Source organism: Roseibium porphyridii (genome assembly GCF_026191725.2).
GTDB classification, from domain to species: Bacteria; Pseudomonadota; Alphaproteobacteria; order Rhizobiales; family Stappiaceae; genus Roseibium; species Roseibium porphyridii.
This window is the reverse complement of record NZ_CP120863.1, coordinates 4,648,272-4,675,225: the sequence shown is the minus strand read 5'-3', so window position 1 is coordinate 4,675,225 and position 26,954 is coordinate 4,648,272. Positions and strand designations below refer to the sequence as shown.

The following is a 26,954-nucleotide window of genomic DNA, read 5'->3' as shown; positions in this document are numbered from 1 at the left end:
CCGAACCTAGTTAGATCCAGATGTCCGATCTCCTCACGCTCGCGCCGGAAGGGCTCTTTTGTTCTCAGGCCGGTGCGCATATTGACCCGATAAGACCGGTCGAAAAGGCCATTATCACGCATGGGCATGCCGACCATGCTCGGGCGGGTCACGGCGCGGTTCTGGCCACACGTCAGACGCTGGACATCATGGCGATCCGCTACGGCGAGAATTTTTGCGGCACGGCTCAGTCTGCGGAGTGCGGCGAGACACTCACCGTCGGTGGCGTCACTGTGTCGCTTCACCCAGCTGGTCATGTTCTTGGGTCCGCCCAGGTTTTGCTGCAAAAGGGAGGTCGGCGGACAGTGGTCTCTGGAGACTACAAAAGACAGAGTGACCCGACTTGCGCCGAATTTGAGCTTATTCGCTGCGACACTTTCGTGACGGAAGCGACCTTCGGTCTGCCGGTGTTCCGCCATCCTCCGGCATCGCAGGAGATCGACAAACTCCTGTCCTCCCATGATCTGTTCCCCGAACAGGCCCATCTCGTTGGAGCCTATGCGCTTGGCAAGGCGCAAAGGGTCATCGGAGAATTGCGCGCAGCGGGCTACGAGAAGACGATTTATCTACACGGCGCACTGGAAAAACTGACCGCGTATTACCAGAGCCAGGGCATTGATCTGGGCTCCGTGGAACCCGTCGCAAAACGGGGTAAAGAGCTTCAGGGAGAGATCATCCTGTGTCCCCCTGGCCAGCTTGCGGACAGATGGGCGCGGCGGTTCGGCGACCCCGTGACTGCCATGGCCTCCGGTTGGATGCGTGTGCGCGCCCGTGCACGCCAGCGCGGCGCTGAATTGCCCCTGATCCTGTCTGATCATGCCGACTGGGACGACCTTTGCCGGACCATTCTTGAAACGGGTGCCGAACAAATCTGGGTGACGCATGGCGCCGAAGAAGCGCTTGTCCACTGGTGCGAATTGAATGGACGAAAGGCACGTCCACTCAATATGATAGGGTATGACGATGGTGAGGATGCCGACAATGCGGTGGCGGCTGAGGTGTAATGCCGAGCAAACGCAGCGGGCAGTCCTTCGGGGAGGCAGTCATGGCGGATGACGGTGGTTTTGCGGGTGCTGGCAACGACCCGGCAGTTGGCGCAGGTGCCGGAGCGAACGGCGATGCCGAAGTGGCCATTGCCGAACTCTTTGATGATTACCAGTCAGGTTTCAACGACTACGACGTGGATCGCATCTGCGATTGTTTCGCAATGCCTGCAATCATCTGGCAACATGAAAAGGGGCACGTCTTTGCCGATGAAGAAGAGCTGATTGAGAACATAGAAGCGCTTCTGAAAGCCCTCGAGAAAGAAGGTGTCAGTCATTCGGAGTTTCGTGTCGCTTCCAGCCATGTCAGCGGATCGGCAGCTCTGGTGACGCTGGACTGGACGCAAGAGAATTCAGACGGTGAGCCCGTCTTCGAATTCACTTGTCACTACCAGCTTATTCAGGACGGCTCGGACTGGGTGATTGCCTGCATAATCAATGATTGAACGCTTCTTGTCTCCCTTAGTGCGTAGATTGGCATTTGTCGCTTTGCTGCTTTGCCTGTCCGGTCCTGCGCTGTCGGAGGTAAAGGGTGGCGCACGATTTGGTGCATTGACCGGAACTTCGACAGAACTTCGGGATTGCGAATTGCCCGAAATCGGCACTGGAACGGTTTTCCTCAACAACGGATGCCGCTATCGCCGCAGCATCACGATTGAGCAGAGCAATGTTGTTCTCGATTGCAGAGGGGCGACAATCACGGGCATGCACCGGCGAGGCATCGTCATTCGCCCAGGTCTTCGTAATGTCACGATCCGCGACTGCCGATTGCATGACACTGGCGGTATTCTGATTGAGGGCCAAACGCCGGAAGATGACGCACCAGCGCGTGATGCCGCCCGAGCCGCTTCATCAAGCGGGGTTGTGCTTGAACATCTCACGATTACAGAATCCTATATGACCGGCGTCTTTGTCGACCACTATGTCGTTGGCGCAACGATCCGGAATTCCATTGTCGCGGATGGACATCATGTAGGCATCTACCTGGAACACGGATCGCAGAAAAACACCGTGTCAGGAAACCTGATACGCAACAACGGCCTCTTCACCAACCAGGGTATTCGGCGGGTCGGCCCGACCCGGCGCGAGGGACTATCGGTTGACGGTTCCGCATTCAACCTGATTGAGAACAACGTCTTCGACAGCAATGCGTTTGGTGGGATTTTTCACTACAAGAATTGCTGGGAATTTCACACGACCAACCCGGAAAGCCGGCCACGGCTGCAGGGCTCTGATGGCAATGTGATCCGAGGAAACACCTTTAAGAACATGGACATCGGCATCTGGGTGGCTTCTCGCCAGGCGCGGGATCTGGTGATGTGGGATTGCGGCGACGAAAGCCCCTATGAAAACCCGGTTTCATTGGCGCTCATGATGGGTGACAGGTCTTGGGGCAAGTCCGACGAGTTCCTCGGTTACCACTTCAACCCGGAACTGATTGCCGGTTTTGTCGACAAGCGCGCGCTTTCGCCCCGCTGGCCATTTCCGATGAAACTTCACCTTTTCGAAGATTTTGCGAAGGACAATCTCTACCAAGGCAATTGTTTTGAAAACCTGCAGACCGGTATTCGTATCGAAGATGACGGCAACGTGGTTGATGACAATCTATTTGTCGGGGATTTCGAATACCTTTATCTGGGGAGCCCGTTCCGGGCAAAATATCTGAACAGGCCCATTGTCGGAACGGTTATTGAGAACAATCGAAACTATTCACCCTCAGGCCGAGATTTCCTCCAAAACAGTTTCCTGGCGCAAGGCGAGCACGATCAAACCTTGATCCATCAGCCCAAACCGTCAGAAGCCGGCACCGTTACCGATACGTCCTGCCCAACCGGCTGAACGACGGTATTCAGACTGCCATATATACCTGCGCAAAGATGATCGAGCATCTTCTCGCGGCTTTCACCATCAGAGACGCTCCCGACAGCGGCATGCAGAACGGAGCGGACCATGTTCATGATGACCACGACTGCTGGCTTCAGTTGATCGCCCTGTTGCACATCAGGCCTTTGTGACAGGAAGTTCAAAACGATCTGCGCCATTTCACTTTGGAAACCGTCTTGATCGACCAGCTTGGAGCGGGCAGGGATCCACGCATCGAACTCCGCATGAAGGCGCGGTGTTTTCATATGCATATCCAGATTTGCCACGATGATTTGCCTGATCGCATCCTTCAGCGGCATGAACTGGCACCGGTCCATAGCTCCCTTGACCACGGCAAGCACCTCTTCGTGGTGCTTTTTGTGAACCGCCAGAATGAGGGAATCCTTGTTGGGGAAATACTGGTAGAGGGACCCAATGCTGATGCCGGCCCTGTCCGCGATCTGATTTGTGGTTGCAGCTTCAAACCCGTGTTCGGCAAAGATCTGCCTGGCAGCTTCAACAGTCGTTTCAACCATCATGCGCGAACGCAACTGTTTGGGCTGGCGCCGCGGTTGCGGATCCGATTGCAAAGGCACAGACAACTCCTTCTTCCTGTCGACCGTCTCTAAAAGGGAACGAGATTGGACAGAAATGTGACCAGAACGCGAGTAGCCTGAGAGGCATTGCTCGCCGAAGGCCGTTAAGTGGGAATTTAGTCGATAAAAATCAATCGGTTAAATCGAGAGTGCCTAAAATTGAGACAGCGAAACAGAGCATTGGGAACGCGAGTATCTGAAATTTCGTTCTGAAGCCAAAGTCCTCCTGCCAACCGGCGCTTGCTCAACGAGCGCCGCATCTTTTGACTTGGACGGAGGTTACACAGTTGCGCAACCGCAAGGAATTATCACTGACAACCGGATTGATGCTGGCGTTAACCGGTTGCTGCGCAGCACCGGCATTGGCCGCCGATCTGCAGGCGGATATGCCTGAGAACGTTGCTCTGGAAGAGGATGAGCAAGGGGGCTTTCATGGCATTGTCGTCCTTGGAGCCGGCGTTCAGTCGGACTTCGAGGGGGCCGCGGAGTATGCTGCGGTGCCTCTGCTTTACGCCAACCTGACCGCATTCGGCCTTGGTTTGGAAATCGAAGGCCCGGAGGCGTCGTTAAATCTCAGGCCTGACGCAGCTTTCCAATTCGGACCTTCGATCGGATACGACATGGGACGTGACGGAACTTCCAACAAGGTGGTTGATCGCCTGGACAAAATTGACGCTGCCTTCGAAGTTGGCGGCTTCGCGGCCTACCAGTTCAGCTCACTCTTGGCGCAATCAGACGTCTTTGAGATTTCAGCCGAATTGATGGCCGATGTCTCGGGTGTTCACGACGGCGTATCGGGTTCCCTTGGCGCAAGCTACATGTACGGTGTCACGGAACGACTGCGTCTGGGAACGGAGGTTGCCGTCGGATTTGCAAGTGACAGCTACATGGACACGTATTATGGCGTGACAAGCGGCGGTGCATCTCGATCCGGCCTTCAGGCCTATACTGCAGGTGGAGGCGTGAAGGACGTCAGCCTGGGGGCGACCGCGAGTTTCAACGTCACTGAACGTTGGGGGATCGTTGGAAGAGTGGGCTATTCCAGACTTCTGGGTGATGCTGCGGACAGCCCGATCGTCAAGAAGGAAGGGTCGGCTGACCAGTTTTCAGGCGGCATTGGAATTTCCTATTCCTTTTGATGGAGATGCGGAGGCGTGTGCCTCCGCTTTCCATGCGAGAAGTCGGACATTCGGCAGCGAGATAACCAAGGAATTTCCCGGTGGATCAGCTCTCAGTTTCTGAGCCGCGGTGCGTAATAATAGTGATCGTAGGGATGTCCGGGATAGTCTGTCCTGAGAGACCCGACGTCTTCTTCAGCCACGGGCTGCACATAGCACGCGCCATTCGTGCGATCGAAATCAATGCTTTTGCACCAGGCACGCTGGACACAGATCGACTTGCAGATTTCGAGCGTCAGCGCAGGGTAGGTTTCCTTGTTGTGGCCGGGAATTCCGGCATTCGGAACAAGACCGAATCCATCGGCGGCGGCTGGCGCTGAGGCTTGTGCAATCCCTGGAGCATCCATGTGGTCGAGCTCCTGCTGCAGATACGATATCCGGTCGTTGTACATTCCTGCATTGCAGAAATAGTTGTCTTCACAATCGTCTCGGGAGGCAAGCCATTCTGCGAATTCTCGCGCCATTTCAGCACGCGATGGCGGGTCAAGAACCGCGTAAAGCTTGTCGGATATTTCGCCTAATTGAGCATCGCGTCGCAGCAGATCTTCATCAGCGCAAATGAACTGCTCATTGTTCGTTCGGGCTGCATGGCAGTCCATGTGAAAATCGGGTTGATCTGACGCGTATGAGATCGAAACTTCGGTCCCGAGCGTCAGGCTCAAAAACACCATTCCAGCAACAGCATACTTCATTGAGGCCCCCATTTTTTTATCCAGCGTACTGGACGAAACAAGGGGCCGCAATTTGGAGAAAATGACAAAGGCTGAGGCCTTGTCGACTGAACTTATGGCTTCTTTGACTTTGTTGCCTTCCTCGCGGCACGAGACGGTTTGTTTTTCTTTGAGGCTTTCTTTTTGGTCTCTGATGACTTGGCTGAGGATCTTGAGCGAGGCTTGCCGCGTTCCTCACCGGTTTTGGGGCTACGTCGCGGTTTTTCGCTGCTATCAGCTCCATCGAGTTCCCGTGCGAGCGCCTTCATATCCAATGGCTCAAATGCCGGATGGTGCGGGGCAGCGTCATCATCTGCAAAGCGGCGGCGCTTTTTGCCTCGGGGCGCTTCATTATCCCGCTTCGGTCCGCGTTTGGGGCGTCCTTGCTTCAAAGTGTCTTCCCGGCCCATGCTCTCATAGTCGGGGGCATCAGCGTGACGAGGCTTGCGCCGCGGCGGCGCGTTCCGGTTTCCGCGCGAAAAATCCTCCTTGGGCGGTGAGGGCACTTTGCCACCTCGTGCATCGAGAAGCTCGATAGTGACATTCTCTTCGCCCGTACCGTCGCGTTTGATGACTTCGGAGAACCTCTGGCCGTGGCTGCCTGCAATCTCAAAATAGAGTTGGTTCTGAAAAATCTTGATCGCGCCGACTTCCCGCTTGGTGACGTGACCCGCGCGACAGATCATCGGCAAGATCCAGCGTGGTTCGGCACGTTGCCGATGGCCAAGTGACAGCGAGAACCATACTCCGTCTTCGAACTTGCCGGTAATTTCCGCGCTGCGGCCTCCACGCGATCCGGCGTCCCGGCCTCGAAGTGCGGTGTCCTGAAGGTCGGACACATCTTCTGGGGCAGGCAGGCGTGATTGACGCAGTTTGACGAACGCAGCGGCCAGCTTTTCCGGGCTGTGGAGCGCCAGAAGTTCCATGGCGACTGCCTGTTCTTCTTCTTCAAGCTCCGCGCTCAAAACCGGATCGGCAAGCAGTCTTTCCTTGTCTTTCTGGCGGATTTCATCAGCTGTCGGGGCGCCTTTCCAGGTGGCCTTGATACCGGCAAACTGCAGCACACGTTCTGCCTGTCGCCGGCGAGGAAAGGGCACCATAAGCACGCAGGTCCCTTTGCGGCCTGCGCGGCCTGTCCGTCCAGACCGGTGCAAAAGCGCGGCCTTGCCGGTTGGAAGATCTGCATGGATAACCAGATCAAGGTTCGGCAGGTCGATACCGCGTGCGGCCACATCTGTTGCTACACAGACCCGCGCACGGCCATCTTTCATCGCGGCAAGCGCGTTTGAGCGCTGTTCCTGGCTAAGTTCGCCCGACAGCGAGACGATGGAAAAGCCCCGGTTTGCAAGCCGTGACGTCAAACGGCTGACAGCTTCTCGCGTTGAGCAGAATACAATGGCCTTTTCCGCCTCATGGAGGCGCAGAACGTTTATAAGAGCATTTTCACGTTCATTTGGTGCCACGGGATGCGCGACATAATCGATGTCGCCATGCTGTTCCCTTGAATTGATTGTCGACAGACGCACGGCGTCCTTCTGGAAGCGTTTGGCAAGTTCGGCGATCGGCTTCGGCACGGTTGCAGAAAACATCAGAGTGCGCCGCTCTCTCGGCGCTGCATCCAATATGAATTCGAGATCTTCGCGAAAGCCCATGTCGAGCATCTCGTCGGCTTCGTCGAGCACGACGGCCTTAATCTGCGAAAGGTCCAACGCACCGCGTTCGATATGGTCGCGCAGACGGCCCGGCGTGCCGACCACGATATGGGCACCACGATCAAGCGTGCGGCGCTCGGTGCGCGGGTCCATGCCGCCAACACAGGACGCCATCACCGCGCCGGCTTCCGCATAGAGCCAGGACAGTTCCTCCTTGACCTGAAGCGCAAGTTCGCGGGTCGGCGCGATTGCCAGCGCAATGGGGGAGGCTGCAGGACCCAGGCGTTCCTCGCCCTCAAGCAGTGTCGGCGCAAGGGCCAGCCCAAAGGCGACCGTTTTACCGGAACCTGTTTGCGCAGAAACAAGAAGATCTGCTTCCGGCGGCGCTTCGCTCAGAATGCTTTCCTGTACGGGAGTGAGGCTTTCATAGCCCCGTTTCGCCAGCGCGGCCGACAGGGCCGGGGCGAGAGACGTCAATTCGGTCATCGAGATCTTTCAACTGCTCCGGATCATCTGCATGCCAGTCAGCAGTCTACCGGATCGGGCCAATCTAGTATCGGCCAAGGGATGGGCGCGGCTTATACAGCGATTTTGTATAGGCGTCCATCCCGGTATTTCGGTCGCGTATTAAGAGGCATCCAGATTTTTTGCGATGTGAATTTGTATGCAACCGACAATGCAACCCGCAAAAATACCATAGGTATACAATTTCAGGTTTCTCAGCTTCTGGTTATATCAAAAATTAACCAGAACAAGCGCAGATTTACGCCGGGATTGCTGGATTTGGGGAATTGCGATGTTGAAATCGATTCGCGTTCAAATTGCGTTATTAGCTATCGTTCCGTTGCTGGCCTATATGTTTGCCAGTTTTCTAGCGCTGCAGGAAGCGGGGCTGGAACGCACAACGGCTTCCGAGATCTTGCCAATTGCCAAGGTCGCAGAAAAATCGGAAGAAGTTTTGCACCAATTGCAGAAAGAGCGGGGGTTAACTGCAGGCCTTCTTGCTTCCGGGTATGGGGCCAAAGAAAGTGCTCTCCTTTCAGCGCAGCGATCTGCAACCGACACTGCATTGAGCGACCTTCGCAGCATGGTCGCCGGGTTTGATATTACCCGCGAAAAATTGCAGAGCGAAGTTGAGCACATCGTTGCAGGGCTGGATGAAATCAGCGCTCATCGTGCGGGAATAGACGGGAAATCCGTCACCGGTGGTGACAATCTCAAGTTTTATTCCACCAAGGTTCGGGATCTCATCACCATCGTCCAGGAAGCGCAGCACGCAAGTGCCGACGCTGAATACGCGAGCCTGATGACGCCTTTCCTCTTGCTGACCGAAGCGACTGAAGCTGGTGGATTGGAGCGAGCGATCGGCGGTCAGTTGTTCACGACAGTTGCCAAGACCGGCGAAGTACCAGCTGACAGGTATTTGGCCTATTTCGAACGCCTGTCGATCGAAACCGCTTTCCTTGAAAACTTCAAGCGTATTGCGACGCCCGAAGAACTGGAGGCATACAACAGCAATGTATCCGGACCTGTTGTTGCCCAGGTTGACGCCTGGCGTGAGATCCTGCGCTCGCTGCCTGACACAAAGGATGGCCAGAACATCGATGGTCTGGTTTGGTTCGGGAAGGCGACCGAGCGATTGAACCTGATCAGAGAGACGGCACTTGGGATGCTGTTTGCTGCAGAAGACCGCGCTGCGGAGATGGCCAACGATGCTTCGTCTCACTTCATGTACGTGCTTGCTGAAACCGTCATTGTCGTTTTGATCACACTGGCAATCTGTGTCTGGCAATTGCGCAATGTCGACAAGCTTCTGGCGCAACTGACCCAAAATCTTGTTCGAGTTGCCAAAGGTGACACGGAGTTTGCGATGCCTTTCACCGACCGCAAGGACGCCGTGGGCGATCTTGCCAGGGCAGGCAGTGTTTTCCAGGAAAATGCCCGCGTCCGCACCTCGCTTGAAACGGAAGCGGTGAAGGAACGTGATCGCGAGCGGATGCGGCAGAACCACATCGAGGACCTGATCAACAAGTTCCATGCATTGATGGAAAGCGTTACAGCGGATGTGAACGCAAAGACCGGAGAAATGACCGAGATAGCCTCGAAGGTCCGCGATATTTCACAGGATGCTTCGGGAGCTGCAACGCAGGCAAAGGAGGCCTCGACATCCTCCTCGAACAACGTGCAGACCGTGGCTGCGGCCGCAGAGGAAATGTCGGCCGCCATTCAGGAGATCATGAACCAGGCGGATCGAGCAAACACTGTCATTGGCGAGGCGACCGACGTCGCGCAGCGGACCGACACGAATGTTTCAAGCCTCGCGGACGCGGTTGATAAGATTGGAACGGTTGTTGAAATGATCCGGGCCATTGCCGAACAGACCAATCTTCTGGCACTGAATGCAACCATTGAGGCAGCCCGTGCTGGCGAGGCGGGCAAAGGATTTGCGGTAGTCGCTGCGGAAGTGAAGGAGCTTTCAACGCAGACTGCACAAGCAACCGAAGAAATTTCCAACCAGATTTCGTCTGTTCAGGGCCTCACAAATGAAGCCGTTGAATCAATCCGGCGGATTTCCGGCTCCATTGAAATGATCAATGACGTGACTGGGGCAATCACCACCGCAGTTGGGGAGCAAAGTGTTGCGACCCAGGAAATTTCACAAAGCATTACTATGGCGGCGACAGAGACCAGCAACGCCGTGAAAAGCGCTGAGACGGTGGATGACGCAATCCACGTCACTGCCGGTGAAGCGGAAGCCGTCGACCGTATTGCCGGAGAGGTTAAACGTGTCGCAGCCGAGATGGCGCAGGGTATCGAAGGCTTCCTGCAGGAAATGGCCCATGATGTCGAGGAGCGTCGCCGCGCGAACCGAAAGCAGGAATCCGGTCAAGAAGTTACCCTGATCACGGAAGATGGACAGCAATACACCACCAGGCTGATGAACAGCTCGGAAGGTGGCATTGGTGTCATGACTTTCGACGGTGCTCATGTCGGCATGCAGGTGATTTTCGAAGAACCCTCAGGTGACCGCTTTCCAATGGCTGTCAAATGGGTCCGGGACGATGTTGCCGGTCTGCAGTTTCTCAAGGCAGAAGGCATGAAGGCGGCAGCAGCCTGACACTCTGACAAACTTGACGCTGAAGCGGATTGAAACACTTAACCGGGAAAGACTTGCAACACACAAGCTTTCCCGGTTGGTATTGGCACTATGCGTTCCTTTTCGAAACTGCTCGACAGGCTGTCGCTTGAGCCCAGACGTCTCGCAAAAGAGGCTTTGCTGGTCAGATATTTCCAGGAGACTGCAGACCCGGATCGCGGTTATGCCCTCGCGGCCTTGACCGGTGGACTGACCTTCAAGAACGCCAAACCGGCCCTCCTGCGTGCGTTGGTGAGCGAGCGCACAGACCCGGTACTCTTTGCACTTTCCTACGATTTCGTTGGAGACCTGTCGGAAACCATTGCGCTTATGTGGCCTGCGCATGCGAATTCGCAGGCAGATAGTGAAGAGGCTGTTGCGCCTGACCTTGCTGATATCGTCGACCAACTTGAACACGCGGGCAAAACGGATGTTCCGCGCCTTCTGATCAGCTGGCTGGATACGCTGGACGAAACCGGTCGATGGGCCTTGCTGAAACTCGTCACGGGTGGTTTGCGTGTCGGTGTGTCGGCCCGCCTTGCAAAGTCATCGGTTGCAAAACTTGGTTCGTTGAATGTCTCGCAGGTCGAAGAAGTCTGGCATGGATTGTCACCTCCTTACGAGGCGCTTTTTGCCTGGGCGGAAGGCAAGACCGAACAGCCTGATATTGATGATCCTGCGCCGTTCCGGCCTGTTATGCTCGCGCATCCACTTGACGAGGCCAAAGACCTTGAGCTGCTGGCAGCAGAAGACTTTGCCGTTGAATGGAAATGGGATGGAATCCGGGTCCAGGCGGCGTCGGGTAAAAACCGTGAAGGCGAACCGGTGAAACGCCTGTTCAGCAGAACCGGAGAAGACATTTCTAGGGCATTCCCTGACATCATGGATGTCCTTTCCTTTGACGCCTGCATCGATGGAGAACTTCTGATCGTTTCACAGGACAAGGTACGCCCGTTCTCGGATTTGCAAAAACGCCTCAACCGAAAGACCGCCGGCCCTAAGTTGATGCGGGACTATCCTGCAGCTATTCGCGCATACGATCTGCTTTACCTGGAGGGCGAAGATCTCCGCAGTTTGTCGTTTCGCGAACGGCGCAAGAAACTCGAGGCCTTCGTTGCTGCATTGTCAGAGCCACGGATCGACATCTCCGACATGGTTCCGGCATTGTCCTGGACGGAGATAGCAGCAGCCAGGGCAGAACCAGGGCACTTGCTAAAGGACGGCAACGCGGAAGCCGTTGAAGGTGTGATGCTCAAAGGCTGGGAGACGCCTTATGTAACCGGACGGCCGAAGGGCCTCTGGTTCAAATGGAAGCGGGAACCGAAACTGGTCGACGCCGTGCTTATGTATGCGCAACGTGGTCATGGCAAACGGTCTTCATTTTATTCTGACTACACATTTGGTGTTTGGCGTGAAGGAGATGAGGGCCCGGAACTCGTTCCTGTCGGAAAGGCCTATTTTGGGTTTACCGACGAGGAGTTGCGTGAAATCGACCGGTTTGTCCGCAACAATACAATCAATCGCTTTGGTCCTGTTCGCGAAGTCAGTCACGACCTCGAAAAGGGATTGGTTCTGGAAGTTGCTTTTGAGGGGTTGAACCGCTCTACGCGACACAAGTCAGGCATTGCCATGCGATTTCCGAGAATTTCGAGACTGAGATGGGATAAACCCCCTTCGGAAGCAGACCGTATCGAAACCCTTAAGGCGCTGTTGCCGGTGGAGGGGTAACACCCAGGTCTCCGTGGGGTGCAGACGGCCTGGGACGGATGAAGGTCTTGAAAAATCGGCAATTGGCCGTGCTTTGGACACGGAAATGTGGCACCAGTTGAGTGCGCGTGTGTCCGAAGACGCCGTGTTCTGTAACTGGAGACGCATAATGTCAAACCGCAACAGGTGGTTTCTTTCTCTTTTGAGCGGCGCTGTAGCCGCAACGATTTTCGCCACTTCAGCTGGAGCCGAGAGCCAGGTCTCTGCGGAAGACATCGAAGCGGTTACAGATGGTGCAGCCAATCGCTATTCGCTTGTCGCAGTTGACGACGACATTTTGAGGGTCGACCGGCAAAACGGGACCGTGTCTGTCTGCAAGGAACAGAATGCCTCCTGGCGGTGCAATCCGGTGCCTCTCGCGGAAGATGCATATCTTGCAGAGATCAATGATCTTGCTGAAGAAGTTGATCGTCTAACGGCGCGGCTGCAAGAGTTGGAAGACGGCGCAAGTGGTGGCGCAACAGTGCCGCCAGCAATATCGCCTGAAAAGGCAGACCCGGAGACCGGTTCTGAAAACGAGACCTCGCGCCTGAATGAAAAGGACGAGGAAGAGCTAGAGCGCATGATGACATTCACCGAAAGCGCGATGCGCAGGTTTTTCGGCATGGTGCGTGAGCTGCAGCGCGATTTGGAAGGTGAAGGAAACTAGACTTCCTTCACCTCAGTTTTCGAGACTTTCCTGCGTTGCCGGCGTCAGTCGATCAGCATCTTGTTGATCGTCTGATGTGCCTCTTGCGGCAAGGCAACTGCTTTGCGTGCCTCAAGATCCATTGTGAGCGCAACAACGTCAAGTGTGGCCGCCAGGCGGCCGGTGCGGCTTTCGAACAGGTGGTGGCGCATCGAAAACGTTTTCGGACCCACACCGGTAAATCCCGTCGCCACGATCACCGTGTCACCCGTTTTTAAAGGCGTTGCCCAGGTCAGTTTCATTTCCACCGCAACACGACCAAAACCGTTTTCGGAAAGATATGAGTGTGTCATCGGCGTGCGTTGCCAGACATGAGGAACGCCATCGGTACAGCACGACAGCGCGAACTGGTCATCCGCCTTGTTATCAATGCCGATATCACGCGGCAGGACGGTGCCGCGATAGCAAATCTGAGCACCCTTTGACTGCACTCCCGGCAAAGTCGCTCGATGGCCGGCAGGACCGGCCGAGAGGCCTCTTGGTGAAGCCTCGGAAATCATCGGCGTCTGAAAATCCGAAAATCTCTGGCGGAGGTTTTTGGCTGAACTTGCATTCGGCTCATAGCCATCCAGAGCCGTGGCTGCCAACATTCCGGTGCCGCCATCCCGCAACTCGTGAATGACGGTCAACATGTGCGGACCGTCAAACGCAACACTCGACTGAACGGTGATGAGATCGCCGGTACGCAACTCCTTATGAAACCTGACGTGCCGGACCCTTCTTGCGCCGACAAGGGTTTCGCTCAGACCCGAAATGAGTCGAAACTGACGATCCGCTTCTTCGAACCGGCTGAAATAGAACTGTACGTTAAGGTGGTCGTTTTCATCGCATTCCCAGCGATTGACAAACGAAAATAGCGTTGCCTGAATTGTCATTATTTAAAGTCGTATGCCCAGTGATTTTGATTATGTGTGCAATCGCTTGCAAGTTCATTTGTTGCTGTCTTTGCGTAAATTATCAACAGCAAATGTAGTCTGTGGAAAAAATACACTCTAAGGTGAATGGATACTGCTGCTATTCGTAAATTCACTTCGCATGCGCGAAATAAACTCTGGGTTGTTGCAGTGACTGTGCTACATGACGGAATTTATACTTAGGTTATTCAGCGTAAGGTTAGGTCTTTATTCCATGCCTTGGTGCATCTGCGAATATTACGGGTTCGCCAAAAGCATGGTTTGACTTGCGAGTTCTCCTTGTTGCAAACATACTGAACTAAAGGCCGCAAGAAAGAGTGTCACGCTCGATAACCAAATGGTCTAAGGCACAGGGAGGTCCCAATTCGTTGGACGGGGGGCTGTGCTGCGGAAGGACCGTTGAGGGAGGAAAACAACGTGTCGGCGACAACGTACAAGTTTATCATCGCAGACGATCATCCCTTGTTTCGTGGCGCATTGCGTCAGACGCTGGAAACACAGTTTCCAAATGCATCGATAGAAGAGGCCGGTGCGCTTGAAGACGTTACAACGCGCCTGGAACAGGATGGGGATGCGGATCTGATACTTCTGGATCTGACCATGCCTGGCATGCGGGGTTTCTCCGGGCTCATGTATTTGCGGGCACAGTTTTCCGGAGTGCCTGTAGTCGTTGTTTCTGCCAATGAGGACCCGCAGGCAATCCGGCGGGCGATTGAATTCGGTGCATCGGGGTTCATCCCGAAGTCGCATGGCATCGAGGTCATCCGGCAGGCGATTTCCGAAGTCATGACCGGAAATGTCTGGACACCGCCGGATGTTGATTTGTCAGCGGATGATGGCGGCAGCGATCTCGTGCAGCGTCTGTCCACACTCACACCGCAGCAGGTGCGGGTTCTGATGATGCTTTCAGAAGGTCTTTTGAACAAGCAGATCGCCTACGAGCTGTCGGTATCAGAGGCAACTGTGAAGGCCCACGTTTCGGCAATCCTCCAAAAACTCGGCGTTGAAAGCCGCACCCAGGCAGTGATTGAAGCGTCGAAGATTGAAGCGGGGCAGTGGCAGCTTGGCGGCGAAGAAGAAACGGAAGCCGCAGAGGCGCGCTAAAGCCGTGGACCCATTGGCATAAAGACCAGAATTGTTGCCGGTGTCAGCTGGGGCAAGTGCGGCTCAGCTTACGCACGGTTTCTCAAGTATTTCGAATTTTCCATCGATTCTATTCGGGTGTCTTTACCGGACCTTCAGGGTATTCCCCTATAGCTCGTTCGGCGGGGAGATTCCGCGCTCAAGTATCGAGTAGCAATCGCGGAGACAAGATGCGCTTTAGCGCCCACTGGAAACTGGTCTTGCTGACGATCGGCAGGGCATTCCTTTCGACTGGCAGGACAGTCCAGGGAGAGCTTAAAGATCGCACGGTCACACCGACCGGGCAGCAGGATTCAAATCAGATCAGGGCCTTTCTTCTGTCCTTCGGATATCCTGTCGTTGAGGAGGACGTTGCACGCAAGGTTCGTGCAGCCCAGATCGCCAGCATTGCCCGCCTGACACCGTTCACGGTATTGGCGAATTTGATCAATGCAATTGTCATTGTCCCTGTTTTCCTTGGCATTCTGCCAAGCGTAGTCGTCTTTGGATGGCTGGCGGCCGTGGTTGGTCTTTTGACGCTCACAACGAGTAAATGGATCAGTGCAAGCCGGTCTCCTATCGAATCTGCTTCCCGGCGTGCACTTGATAAAGCGGTTTCCCACGCGACAATCTTCAGTGCTTTGTGGGCGGTCGTACCAATCGCTGCATTTTCGACCGGCGATGCGAACGCTATCTGGATCGCGTCTTGCGTGACCACGGGCATGATCTGTGGTGGCGGCTTTGCGCTTGCAACAGTTCCTCAGGCCGCCATCCGATGGGTGGCCATTATTTTCATTGCCTCGGCCGTATCGCTTTCCATCGATCCGAGTGCATCCACGTGGCCGTTATTGTTTCTGCTTTCAAGTTATGGGGTTGTGATCGTTTGCAGCGTTGCGTCCGCAGGGTGGTTGTTCGCATCGCATTTCCTTGCCGAGGCCGAACTTGAACACCGCGGGGAGTTGATCGCACTACTTCTGAATGAGTTTGAAGAAAAGGCCAGCGACTGGATCTGGGAGGCCGACAGTCAGGGCACGCTGCGCAATATCTCTGAGCGTTTTGTGCACGCCAGTGGCAGAACACAGGACGAACTTGAAACATTGCGCATGGTGGATCTCGCCTATTCACTCGACGAAACCGAAGCACGCGATGTCGTGGGCGAGTTGGAAGAGGCGCTGGAGCTGCAAAAAACATTCCGCGACCGGGTTATCGGAGTGGACGTAAAGGGCGAAGAGCGCTGGTGGTCCCTGTCTGCCCGTCCGGTTTATGACGATCATGGGTCTTTTGCCGGATATCGCGGTGTGGCGTCGGATATCACTGAAACACGGCGTGCTAACGCACTTGTCTCACACCTTGCCGAACACGATTCCCTGACAGGGATAGGCAACAGGAGCTGGTTCCTGAAGCAGGCCGAGCAGTTGCTTGAAGAACAGGCTAAGACCGGGCGAACGACCTTGACGCTGTTCCTCATCGATCTGGACAACTTCAAGGTTGTGAACGACACAAGCGGGCACCCGGCAGGAGATGAATTGCTGCAACAGGTCGCGAGCCGCTTCTCGGCAATCAGTGAAGGCAGAACGGTTCTTGCAAGATTTGGTGGTGATGAGTTTGCCGCCCTTGGACAGTTCGTAAGCGATCAGGCGGCAAGTGCTTTCGCTGAAGAACTGGTGAATGTGACCCGCAAACCGTTCCGAATTGGCCGCAGAGATTTTGCGATTGGCGCAACGGTTGGGTTCACGCGCCTTCGCGATGACGCCGATACCGTTGATGACCTGATGCGGAAGGCAGATATTGCGCTTTACAAGGCCAAGGAAAGCGGACGCGGCAGAGCACTTGCATTCGAAGCCGACATGGAGCGGGAAGTCCGTGAGCGCCGCGAAATGGAAGCCGATCTGCGCGAGGCTTTTGAATACGGCAAACTGGCAACCGAGTTCCAACCGATTGTGGATGCGCGCACCGGCAAGGTCGTATCCAGTGAGGTGCTTGTTCGCTGGTACCATCCGACACGCGGTGAAATTGGCCCGGACACGTTCATCCCGATCGCCGAGCACGCAGGCCTGATATTGCCTCTGGGGAATTGGGTTCTCAAACGCGCTTGCGCAGCGGCTGCCCAGTGTCCTGAGTTGAACAGCATCGCCGTCAACCTGTCGCCGGTTCAGTTCATGGATCCCAATCTCGTCGAGCAGGTTACTGCCGTGCTGGCTGAAACTGGATTTCCGCCTGAGCGGTTGGTTCTAGAAATTACAGAATCTGTCTTTCTGAAGGACTTCGGTACGGCGTCGACCAAACTTGCCAAATTGCGCGAACTCGGCATTCGTATTGCGCTTGACGATTTCGGAACGGGCTATTCGTCGCTTTCTTATCTGCGGCAATACAAATTCGACAAGATCAAGATCGACAAATCCTTCGTGGACGAAATCGGTGAGCGCAGCGACGGGCTTGCCATCATTTCGGCTGTGATTGCGCTTGCCCACAATCTAGGACTTGAAGTGACCGCGGAAGGGGTGGAGCGCAAGTTTCAGGTCGACGCTTTGCGTACCCTTGGATGCGACACAATGCAGGGCTACTATTTCGGCAAGCCGAACGCGAATCCAATGAAGATCACCGATGTAGCGACGGAAGACTGGGATCAGCCTGTTTCTGAAGAGACTTCACCGGTGGCCGGGCTTTTGAAACCGGCGGGTTGATCAGGCTCCAGACTAAAAAGCCTCGCAATTTATTCCGCTGCCTGACCTGCCTGACAACGTGCCAGATGCGCCCTGAGCGCAGCCGGCTTGACCGGTTTGTTGAAGAAGCTGATGTCTTTTTCGCCAGCTTCGGTTCTGACGGCCCGGCTTCTGTCGGCTGTGATCAGGATCGCAGGGATCTGGTTCCCGAATTTCCATCTCAACCTGACAATGGCTTCGATGCCCGTACCATTGTCCAGATGGTAGTCGGCAAGGATCACATCCGGTGTCAAACCGGCTTCATTCAGTTTGGCCGCTGCTTCTGTATCGTCTGCGGCAGTGAACACTCTGCAATTCCAGCTGGAGAGTAGGTGCTGCATTCCGCTGAGGATATCGGGTTCGTTGTCGATCGCCACCACGCAAAGTCCGTCCAGCTGGCCCAAAGATGCAGGCAATTGCTGAACTGGTGTGAGGTCCGGCAACGCTGCGGACCGCGGCAGTTCGACCGAAAAACAGGAGCCCTTGTAGGCTTCTGAACGCAATTCCACGGGATGTTTCAGTACATGTGAAATCCGTTCAACGATTGAAAGTCCGAGCCCGAGCCCCTTGGCCACGCGCATTCCGTCATCCAGTCGATGGAATTCCTGAAAAATCGCCTTTTGCTTGCTTTTGGGAATGCCCATGCCGGTGTCGTGAATTTCAACCAAAATGTGCTTGCCGCGCCTGCGGCAGCCAACAAGCACCCGGCCTTTTTGCGTATATTTCAGCGCGTTTGAAACGAGGTTCTGCAGCAGGCGACGCAACAGACGGCGATCGGTCCGAACCGAGAGCGAGGTTGGAACAATCCTCAGCTCCAGCCCTTTCTCCTCGGCAACGGGCTGAAAATCCAGGGCAAGTCCGCGCAATATTTCATCCAGTCGAAAGACGGTTGGCTCCGGCTTCAAGGCCCCGGTATCCAACCGCGAAATATCGAGCACCGCGCCAATGATATCTTCAACAGATTCCAGCGCTGTTTCGACATTGCGGACAAGCGAACCGTCTTCACCGTCCTTGAGTTTGTCCACGAGGACCGAGGCATAAAGACGGGCGGCATTCAGCGGCTGCAGGATGTCGTGGCCTGCTGCTGCAAGAAATCTCGTCTTGCCGATATTGGCTTCTTCTGCGGCGTGCGTGGCCTCAACGAGGCGTTCATTGACCGAGGTCAGCTCTTCGGTGCGTTCGCGCACGCGGCGTTCCAGGGTTTCGTTGGCACGTGCCAGGGCGTCCTCGGCCATCACACGTTCGGTGATATCGGTATAGGTTGTCACGATGCCGCCATCGGGCATGGGGCTGATGCGCACTTCGAACACGGTGCCGTTGGACGCCAGACGCTCCTGAAAAGTCTCTTGGACGAGCACGAGTTTTTCTAGCCTGTCGGCCACGATTGCCTCAACCGGGCCGGGTCCATGTTCACCGCGCTCCGCGTTGAAACGCAGGATCGCGTCCAGCGTTGTGCCGACTTGGCCGTATTCCGCAGGAAGACCAAGCATGTCGCGGAACTGGCGGTTCCAACAGATCAACCTCAGATCCCGGTCGAACACGCCGATGCCCTGCCGAACCTGGTCGAGCGCCGTTTGCAAAAGATCCCTGTTGTACTGGATCGCCATGGAGGCGTCGTCGAGAAGCTTGACTGCACCCTTCGTGGAAGGGTCGTGCCGCTTCAACATCAGCGTGAGCACTAGGCGGGAGGACGCTGCCCCAATCGCGCTCGCCAATAGCTGCTCTGAAAACCTGAGCAGGTTGGCATCGGCCAGCATGTTTGGGTCCAGTTCCTTGCCACGTTCGCTGGCGAACCGCTGGAATGAACGTTCGGTTCTCACATCTCCAAGATAGCGCGCAACTGTTGCCTGAAGATCGCCCGCAGTTACTGATGTACGCCAGTACCGCAAGTTGGGCGAGGGGGCGAGCTTTGCGGGGACGAAAACATTTGCCTGTATGGTCTCTGCCGGAAGCGGCTTTCGAATGAACGACGCACCGACAAACAGGCAGATATTGACGAAAAGGCTCCAGAGTGTGCCGTGTATGAACGGATCGATCTCAATGCCGAGAAGCGCCTGGGGCTGCAACCATGCAATGCCGAAAGGGCCGGTTTCCAGGAACCCGTCGGAAAAGAGGCCGGACTTTGCGAAAGTCGGCAGCAAGAGCGTGTAGGCCCAGACAATGAAGCCGCCGCATAGACCGGCAATAGCTCCGAGCGAAGTTGCCCGGCGCCAGAACAGCGCACCGACAAAGGCCGGTGCGAATTGCGCAATGGCCGCAAAGGACAACAGGCCGATGGATACGAGCGCTGCCGTGTTGCCTGCCGCTTTGTAATAGGCATAGGCAAGCAGCAAGATGCCGAAGATCGCAAGCCGCCTTATGGTCAGGAGCCGCCTGCTCATGTCGCGGCCGTTTGCGTTGACAATGTCTTCTTCGCTGTGACGACGCAGCAGCAATGGCACCACAATATCGTTGGAAATCATGATGGAAAGCGCAACGGTGGCGACGATTACCATGGCAGTCGCCGCGGACAGACCACCAATAAAGGCGAACATGGCCAGCCAGTACTGACCCGCATCGATCGGAAGCGCCAGAACATAGGTGTCCGGGTTGATGTCCTGTCCGAACCTGAGCATGCCAGCCGCGGCAATCGGAATAACGAACAGGTTGATCAGCACCAGATAGAGCGGGAACATCCAGGTGGCGCGGCGCAGCTCCTCGTCGGAATTGTTTTCCGTCACGGTGACATGAAACTGGCGTGGCAACAAAATGACGGCAAAGGCCGACAGGCAGGACATGACGAGCCAGTTGCCGATATTGATCGGCTGGTCGAATACCTGCGCGACTTCAGGAGCTTCCGAGATTGCACGGACGAGGTCGAGCGGACCTTCGAACATGAAATAAGTCACCCAGATGCCGACCGCCAGAAAGGCGAGCAACTTGACCACCGCTTCAGCCGCAATGGCAAGCATCAGCCCTTCCTGGTGCTCGGTGGCATCTATGTGCCGGGTGCCGAACGCCCAACTGAAGATTGCCATGCCGAGCGCGATCATCAGGGTGATATCGTCAAAAATCGGCGCAAAAATAAAGCCGGGCGAGATCAGGGATCCGGCCATGGTGGTGATCGACAGAGACAGGGCTTTGAGCTGTAGAGCGATATAGGGAATGACCCCGATGACGGCGATCAGCGTGGCGAGCGCCGCAACCGACTGGCTCTTGCCGTATCGGGCTCCGATAAAGTCGGCAATAGAGGTGATGCTCTCTGTCTTGGAGATCTGGATGATCCGCTGCAGGAGCGGATAGCCAAGTGCGAAGACAAGCAGTGGACCGATATAGATTGTCAGGAATTCAATGCCGGTTCGGCTGGCATTGCCGACCGAGCCGAAAAATGTCCAGGAGGTGCAATAAACTGACAGCGACAAGGCATAGATGAACGGTCGGCCACCCGAACGCGACGAAAAACGCCGTGTCATCCGGTCGCCGTAACTTGCAATCGCGAACAGACACAGGATGTAGGCCGTTGCGGTTAAGATCACGAGCCATCCATGCAGCATGGTCTGGTTTTACCGTCCTCCCGTCCGGTTTGGCTTTCACGCCTTGTGTTTACTGCCCTGTCGTCTTTGCGCAGTGACATTCAGCTTCGCAATTTTGTGATCGGACCACAGCTAAGTGGTTCTGTCCATTCGCCTTGTGAACAACATCGGCATTCCTTGCCTTTCACACGATTTGAATGCGCGATTGATCAGCATTCGTGAAGTCTTCTTCACATCCTTTCATAAAACAAATGGCGGCAAAGAAAGTAAGCTTGCGGCAAGGAAAGCAAGGAGCCAGCGTGACCAGCCTGATAGACCAACTGAGCCCGGAAGCCAGAAACGCGCCGGAAAGCGGAATTGTTGAAGTGTTCAATGCCGGCTGGGGCAGGGAAGATCTGATTCCCCTTTGGGCCGGGGAGGGAGACTTGCCAACGCCCGCATTCATATGCGACGCGGCAAAGGCTTCGCTGGACCGTGGCGAAACCTTCTACACCTACCAGCGCGGCATCCCGCAACTGCGTGAAGCGCTGGCGACCTATCATTCAGATCTCTACGGCCGACCGTTTACGCCGGAACGTTTTTTCGTGACCGGGTCCGGCATGCAATCCATCCAACTCGCGGTCCAGGCTGTTTCGGGCGCAGGTCAGGAGGTTATCGTTCCTTCGCCGACCTGGCCAAACATCACTGCGGCGGTGGAAATTCACGGCGCACATGCGGTTCGCGTCCCCATGCGACAATCCGATAGCGGCTGGCAGCTTCACCTGGATGACATCGAGGCCGCCATCACGCCAAGGACATCTGCACTCTTTTTGAATTCGCCATGCAATCCCACCGGGTGGGTGGCAGACCGTCAGCTTCTCAAGGACTTTGTAGCGCTTGCGAGAAAACATGATCTTTGGATCATTGCCGACGAGATTTACGCCTTGTTCTACTATGGAGACGGGCGCCGGGCTCCCTCGTTCTATGATGTGGCGGAGGAAGAGGACAGGATCCTGTTCGTCAACTCCATGTCCAAGAACTGGGCCATGACCGGATGGCGCATTGGCTGGATCTCGGCACCGCCAATTCTCGGCCAGGTGATCGAAAACCTTGTTCAGTACTCGACCTCTGGTGTGCCGTCTTATTCTCAGTGGGGTGCGGTCGCCGCTTTGAGCGAAGGGCATGACTTCCTGAAGGAGCAGGTGGCTAGAGCTGAAAGAGGCCGGTACTGTGTTGTTGAAGGATTGAGACAGATTGACCGGGTGAACATTCAGGCCCCGGAGGGTGCGTTCTATCTGTTCTTCTCCATCGACGGTGTTGAGGACACGCGCCAATTTGCCCTTGACCTCGTTCGCCAAACTGGCGTCGGTCTCGCGCCGGGCACCGCTTTTGGCGTTGGCGGTGAGAACCATCTTCGCCTGTGCTATGCCCGTCGCACAGACCATCTGGAAACGGCCATTGATCGAATTAATTCTTGGCTGACAGCGATTTAGATGCCGGATGGGTTGTTCGGATACGTAAAAGCCCTTAAACCTTAAATGGCGTGGAATCCATTTGAGTGTCGGTATGGGGCAGGACGGCGTTATAGAGCGGGAAGAGGAGAATGCAGCCGTATCGGAAGCACGTCTTGCAAGCGTGTTCGATACAGCTGCAGATGGCATCGTGGTCATTAACGAGCGCGGTCAGATCCTTGCTTTCAACAAGGCTTGCGAACAGTTGTTTGGCTACGAGGCTGCGGATCTGCTGGGCCGGGATGTCAGCCGCATCATGCCCCATCATTACGCAAGCCAGCACAAGCAATATATGCACAACTACATTTCCACCGGTGAGAAGAAGATCATCGGGATAGGCCGGGAAGTGCAGGCGCAACACAAGGACGGCACGGTTTTCCCAATCGAACTGTCAGTCGGGGAAGCCGGCACGCATTTTGGGCGCCAGTTCATTGGTATCTTGCGGGATCTGCGGCCGCGCAAGGCCATGGAAGATCGCTTGTCCAAGACCCAGGCGCAACTGTTGCACATGACCCGGATCAGCGCTCTGGATGAGATGGGTGCAGCTATTGCTCATGAGCTCAATCAGCCTTTGACGGCTGTTCTGCTTTACCTGCAGTCCGTATCTCGCAAGGCCAATGCTGAAGACTCGCTGGATCCGCTTATTGTGGATGTAATCGGCAAAGCGGTCCGCGAAGCCGAACGTGCCAGCGAAATCATCCAACGCATGCGCCAGCTGGTGGAAAAGAAAGCTCCTGAACGGCAAACCATCCAGGTTGAGGAATTCATCAAGACCTGTGTGGAAATGGCAGAGCTCGGAAGTTCTGACGGATACGCTTATTTGCACACGAATGTTTCCACAGAACTGCCGATGCTTCAGGCAGACCCTGTTCAAATCCGACAGATTTTGATCAATCTTCTTCGCAATGCACGCGAAGCAGTGGTAGACGTGCCGCAGAAAAAAGTTTTCCTGTCCGTTTCCCGGATTGGCGACACCTTGGAGTTTAGGGTTACTGACAATGGCCCGGGTGTTCCTGAAGAGCTTGCAGGCAATCTGTTTCGAGCCTTTTCAGGTGCAAAACACAAGGGTGTCGGTCTGGGATTGGCAATCTCTCGGTCAATCGCGCAAAATCACGGCGGTGATTTGAGGCTGGAGAATAACAAGGATGGCGGAGCGTCATTCGTTTTGACATTGCCGGTCGAACCGAAAGACGAAGATACGGTTGAGCCATCCGGTTCTGCCACGACAGAAGATTAAGAGCGAGGAATACGTCCACATGAAAGCTGACGCGGAGGCCATTTACATCGTTGATGATGACCCTGCGGTGCGAGACGCGCTGTCTGTCCTTTTCAATATGGAAGGATATGTGGTCGAGACCTTTTCCGACGGAGACACATTTGTCGAATCGGCCAGCAAGGCGGTTCCGGCATGTGTCATGCTGGATGTGCATATGCCAGGCCGGTCGGGTATTGAGATTTTGAAGTCTCTCAATGCTGAAAATTACCCGGCACCGATATTCATCATCTCGGGTCAAGGCGACATTCCGATGGCGGTCGAAGCCATTCGGAACGGGGCTTTTGATTTTATCGAAAAACCCTTCTCTGCAGAAACGGTCTTGGAACGTGTGCGCGACGGGATCTCGCGTATGAAGCAGCAGGGCGATGTTGCAAGTCCAACGTTTCAGGGCGCTGAACTTCTGACACGGCGTGAACTTGAGGTGCTCAAGGAGATCACCGACGGTGCTTCGAACAAGGAAGCAGGACGAACGTTGGGCATCAGCCCGCGGACGGTTGAAGTGCACCGAGCGCGCATCATGGAGAAGCTCGGGGCGCGGAACGCGGCCGATCTGGTGCGCATAGTCCTTGGACATCCAACTGCGTAAAGCGGCTGTAACTTCGAATAAATCTGCCGGTTGCTCTCAAAGCTGTGATGCATGCTGGTATTTGTGCGTACATCCCGAGCGGTAAAATTGGAGTATCTGTAAGGCAAGGTCAGGTAATTGTGCCCGACTATAGGATTGCAGTACGTGGTTGTTCATATTGTAGAGGATGATGAAGCGGTTGCAGATGCGCTTGCCATGGCGCTCGAAGATCTCGACCATCGTCCTAGAACATATCCGGACGGCGAGACATTTCTCGCCCGGGCGCGCATCGCGACGGACGACTGGGTCTTTGTTGACCTTGGACTTCCGGGCAGAAGCGGTGCAGACGTGATCCGCGACCTGTTGGATTCCGGACAGCCTCCCAACATTGTAGCCATTTCCGGAAAATCCCGAACCAATCTTCTGCGTCAGCTTCGAGAGTTGCCAGACCTGAAAGTTTTGCGCAAACCGCTGTCGATCGAGATGATTTCGGACGCAATGGGATAAGAAAAAGTCCTTATCCAGCGACAAAAAATCGCGCGTCTTTTCATCTCATATGTAGTTCCTCTTACGCAGTCGACCGAATTTCGTCCCTCTACTTCTGTCTCTAAAGTTTACTCATGCAAACGGCGAGCGTCGGACGGGGCGCTTGCATCAGCAACGGGGCGGTTTGGGGTTCGGACGATTGGATCCCCTCACAGGAAAGCACCTGCTGGTTTGCGGATCAGATCCGGGCATTTCTGCTCGAAGGAGGGAAAATGGCATATTTCGACGCAAGCAACCCGAGCCAAGGTGCATCTTTCGCGCACAGCGCCGCACCGGTCTTTTCTTCGGAAACATCCTCCTTCTCGGCCTTTGGTGCAAAGGCAGCGCAGTATGACACCCATTCGGTGGTCTACTACGAGGGCGACCCGAGCAAACGGCTCTATGAACTCGTCAAAGGGTCGGTGATGCTCTACAAGCTCCTGCCCGACGGTCGGCGTCAGGTCGTGGAAGTGCTGCGCCCTGGTGATATTTTTGGCCTGGCGGGTGGTGACGAGTATGATTGCACCGCCGAAACACTTACCGAAGCCGAAGTCAACGAAATCGACCTGAAGCAGGTCGAGCGCTCCAACGAACTGCAACGCACCCTCAGCACCTGCCTGACAAATCAGATGCGTGTTCTTCACGAACATGCCGTGCTCCTCGGGCGTAAGTCGGCGGTTGAACGTGTCGCCAGTTTCTTGATGCACCTTGTTCCCGCTCGTGGCGGTATCGGATGCGTTGGACCTGACAATGAAGAACAAGACGGATTTGATCTTCATCTTCATATGACCCGGCAGGAAATCGCAGATTATCTCGGACTGACCATCGAGACAGTCAGTCGTGTCGTGTCCGACCTGAAACGCCGTGGTGTCATCAGGGTCGACAAGGCAGACAAGATCCATCTGAACAAAGTTTGCAGCCTTTGTCAGATGACTGGCATGCACTAGCTCCCACTCGGCATGTTCCTCCCTGGGGCTGCGGTTTCCGCAGCCTTCTTTTTTTGTTTTTTTGAAATAATGACTTGAGCCGAACCTACGGTCATAGCTTAGGGAGCCTGTTCAGGAGGTTCCCATGGATAAGACAAGCCCTCAGGACGTATTGTTGACAGCGGCAGAGTGCGCCGCACGAACCGGAATTTCGGTGAGAACTCTCCGGGTCTACGAAGCAAATGGTCTTCTGTCACCTGTTCGATCTCAAAAGAACTGGAGGCTTTACAGTTCTGGCGACATAGCCAGGCTGAACGAAATCCTGAGCTTGAAACAGCTTGGCCTCAGTCTGTCGGCCATTGCCGAGATCCTGGAAGGGCGAATGACGGATGTCGGCCATCTGTTGGACATTCAAAAAACAATTCTGACTGCCCGACAGGAACAGGCTGAACGCGGACTTCGTCTCGTTGCCCAGCTTCAATCCAAGAGCCTGGCTGGAGAAGGTTTGTCGATGGGTGATCTCCTTGACTTGGCAAAGGAGACTAAAATGAACGAAGCAGCAGATGAATATGCCTGGAAGCGATATGACCAGGCGCGTCCCCGGACGGAAATCGAACCCGATCGGGACAACCTGCAGGCATGTGCCGGCGAATACCGCTTTGAAGACGGTATTGCGATCAGGATCACATCAACCGGCAATGGGCTGCGTGGAGAATTGCTTGGACAACCGGAGTTTGACCTCTTTGCGGAAGCGCCAGACAGGTTCTTTCTGAAAGTGACACCGGCACAGTTCACGTTTTCAAGAGATGAAGAAGGCGAGGTTGAGGGGTTGGTCCTGCACCAGGGTGGCTTCGAAATGAAAGCTGAAAAGTGCGCCGAAGGTGTTTTTGCCGCAACGAAAGCCGACCTTGAGGACAGAATTCGGAACAAGACGCCCTTTGCCGGTGGTGAACAGAAACTGCGTCGGCTGATTGGTGAACATCGCGAGGGAAAACCGGACTATGTCGAGATGACGCCCGTCTTGAAGGCACTCGTTGAAGAACAATTACCGGTCGTGGTCAAAGAGCTTGAGCGTCTTGGTCCGATGAGATCGATCGAGTTTCGCGGTGTTGGGGTTGATGGCTTCGACATTTACATCGTCGAGTTCGAGAACGGGCGAATGGAATGGGGCATGTCTCAATGCCCTGATGAGACGCTCAACGGCCTCTTTATGCGACCGGTCCCTTAAGTCCAACGTGAAAGAAGAGCCC

General features: G+C 55.2%; 20 protein-coding genes. 15 read left to right on the top strand and 5 right to left on the bottom strand.

From position 1 onward, the window contains the following. Positions 1-20: 20 nt before the first annotated feature. Genes K1718_RS21485 through K1718_RS21475 form a run of 3 tightly spaced genes read left to right on the top strand, consistent with a single transcriptional unit; the run spans position 21 to position 2,921 of the window. Positions 21-1,043, top strand: coding sequence for a ligase-associated DNA damage response exonuclease (locus K1718_RS21485; RefSeq protein ID WP_265680906.1), 1,023 nt, complete (start codon positions 21-23; stop codon positions 1,041-1,043). 41 nt (positions 1,044-1,084) lie between these two features. Beyond that, positions 1,085-1,528: a DUF4440 domain-containing protein gene (locus K1718_RS21480; protein WP_152502894.1), complete on the top strand. Its 444-nt coding sequence runs from the start codon at positions 1,085-1,087 to the stop codon at positions 1,526-1,528. After that, a complete protein-coding gene (locus K1718_RS21475; protein ID WP_285806036.1) occupies positions 1,521-2,921 on the top strand; it encodes a right-handed parallel beta-helix repeat-containing protein in 1,401 nt (466 codons plus the stop codon). The genes K1718_RS21480 and K1718_RS21475 overlap by 8 nt, the downstream gene beginning before the upstream one ends. Here K1718_RS21475 and K1718_RS21470 read toward each other — a convergent pair. Further along, positions 2,864-3,541, bottom strand: coding sequence for a TetR/AcrR family transcriptional regulator (locus K1718_RS21470; RefSeq protein ID WP_265680908.1), 678 nt, complete (start codon positions 3,539-3,541; stop codon positions 2,864-2,866). The genes K1718_RS21475 and K1718_RS21470 overlap by 58 nt on opposite strands. Before the next feature lie 287 nt (positions 3,542-3,828). Between K1718_RS21470 and K1718_RS21465 the strand changes: the two genes are divergently transcribed. After that, positions 3,829-4,680 carry a MipA/OmpV family protein gene (locus tag K1718_RS21465; protein ID WP_265680909.1) on the top strand — a complete coding sequence of 284 codons (852 nt, stop codon included), beginning with the start codon at positions 3,829-3,831 and terminating at the stop codon, positions 4,678-4,680. Positions 4,681-4,772: 92 nt separating this feature from the next. Here the strand turns inward: K1718_RS21465 and K1718_RS21460 are convergent, their stop codons facing one another. Both K1718_RS21460 and K1718_RS21455 read right to left on the bottom strand, forming a co-directional pair. After that, a complete protein-coding gene (locus K1718_RS21460; protein WP_173006109.1) occupies positions 4,773-5,411 on the bottom strand; it encodes a PAN domain-containing protein in 639 nt (212 codons plus the stop codon). A 92-nt stretch (positions 5,412-5,503) separates the two neighbouring features. After that, a complete protein-coding gene (locus K1718_RS21455; RefSeq protein ID WP_152502889.1) occupies positions 5,504-7,567 on the bottom strand; it encodes a DEAD/DEAH box helicase in 2,064 nt (687 codons plus the stop codon). Between the two features lie 310 nt (positions 7,568-7,877). On the opposite strand from K1718_RS21455, the gene K1718_RS21450 reads away from it, so the two are divergent. From K1718_RS21450 to K1718_RS21440, 3 genes are all read left to right on the top strand, one after another. Continuing rightward, positions 7,878-10,199, top strand: coding sequence for a methyl-accepting chemotaxis protein (locus tag K1718_RS21450; protein WP_265680910.1), 2,322 nt, complete (start codon positions 7,878-7,880; stop codon positions 10,197-10,199). Positions 10,200-10,289: 90 nt separating this feature from the next. Then, positions 10,290-11,945, top strand: a complete 1,656-nt coding sequence (locus K1718_RS21445) for a cisplatin damage response ATP-dependent DNA ligase (RefSeq protein WP_265680911.1) — start codon at positions 10,290-10,292, stop codon at positions 11,943-11,945. Between the two features lie 148 nt (positions 11,946-12,093). Further along, complete coding sequence (locus K1718_RS21440; protein ID WP_265680912.1) at positions 12,094-12,633, top strand: hypothetical protein; 540 nt, start codon at positions 12,094-12,096, stop codon at positions 12,631-12,633. A gap of 44 nt (positions 12,634-12,677) precedes the next feature. Here the strand turns inward: K1718_RS21440 and K1718_RS21435 are convergent, their stop codons facing one another. Next, positions 12,678-13,547 carry an acyl-CoA thioesterase gene (locus K1718_RS21435; RefSeq protein WP_265680913.1) on the bottom strand — a complete coding sequence of 290 codons (870 nt, stop codon included), beginning with the start codon at positions 13,545-13,547 and terminating at the stop codon, positions 12,678-12,680. A 456-nt stretch (positions 13,548-14,003) separates the two neighbouring features. On the opposite strand from K1718_RS21435, the gene K1718_RS21430 reads away from it, so the two are divergent. Together K1718_RS21430 and K1718_RS21425 are read left to right on the top strand one after the other, a co-directional pair. After that, on the top strand, positions 14,004-14,690 hold the full coding sequence (locus K1718_RS21430) for a response regulator transcription factor (protein WP_152502884.1): 687 nt from the start codon (positions 14,004-14,006) through the stop codon (positions 14,688-14,690). Positions 14,691-14,899: 209 nt separating this feature from the next. Next, the gene (locus tag K1718_RS21425; RefSeq protein WP_265680914.1) at positions 14,900-17,392 is read left to right on the top strand and encodes a putative bifunctional diguanylate cyclase/phosphodiesterase; all 2,493 of its coding nucleotides are present in this window, start codon (positions 14,900-14,902) and stop codon (positions 17,390-17,392) included. 29 nt (positions 17,393-17,421) lie between these two features. Here K1718_RS21425 and K1718_RS21420 read toward each other — a convergent pair whose 3' ends face one another. Beyond that, positions 17,422-20,943 carry a PAS domain-containing hybrid sensor histidine kinase/response regulator gene (locus K1718_RS21420; protein ID WP_152502882.1) on the bottom strand — a complete coding sequence of 1,174 codons (3,522 nt, stop codon included), beginning with the start codon at positions 20,941-20,943 and terminating at the stop codon, positions 17,422-17,424. Positions 20,944-21,221: 278 nt separating this feature from the next. On the opposite strand from K1718_RS21420, the gene K1718_RS21415 reads away from it, so the two are divergent. From K1718_RS21415 to K1718_RS21390, 6 genes are all read left to right on the top strand, one after another. Further along, entirely contained in the window at positions 21,222-22,394 is a 1,173-nt protein-coding gene (locus K1718_RS21415) for a pyridoxal phosphate-dependent aminotransferase (RefSeq protein WP_265680915.1), read from the top strand. 61 nt (positions 22,395-22,455) lie between these two features. Then, positions 22,456-23,649, top strand: coding sequence for a two-component system sensor histidine kinase NtrB (locus K1718_RS21410; protein ID WP_335343006.1), 1,194 nt, complete (start codon positions 22,456-22,458; stop codon positions 23,647-23,649). 19 nt (positions 23,650-23,668) lie between these two features. Next, positions 23,669-24,274, top strand: a complete 606-nt coding sequence (locus tag K1718_RS21405) for a response regulator transcription factor (protein WP_152502880.1) — start codon at positions 23,669-23,671, stop codon at positions 24,272-24,274. Between the two features lie 144 nt (positions 24,275-24,418). Further along, positions 24,419-24,760 (top strand): response regulator, encoded by a 342-nt coding sequence (locus K1718_RS21400; protein WP_152502879.1) that lies wholly within the window; start codon positions 24,419-24,421, stop codon positions 24,758-24,760. 251 nt (positions 24,761-25,011) lie between these two features. Then, complete coding sequence (locus K1718_RS21395; RefSeq protein ID WP_152502878.1) at positions 25,012-25,725, top strand: Crp/Fnr family transcriptional regulator; 714 nt, start codon at positions 25,012-25,014, stop codon at positions 25,723-25,725. Positions 25,726-25,849: 124 nt separating this feature from the next. Continuing rightward, positions 25,850-26,932, top strand: coding sequence for a MerR family transcriptional regulator (locus K1718_RS21390; RefSeq protein ID WP_265680916.1), 1,083 nt, complete (start codon positions 25,850-25,852; stop codon positions 26,930-26,932). The last annotated feature ends 22 nt before the right edge of the window (positions 26,933-26,954 follow it).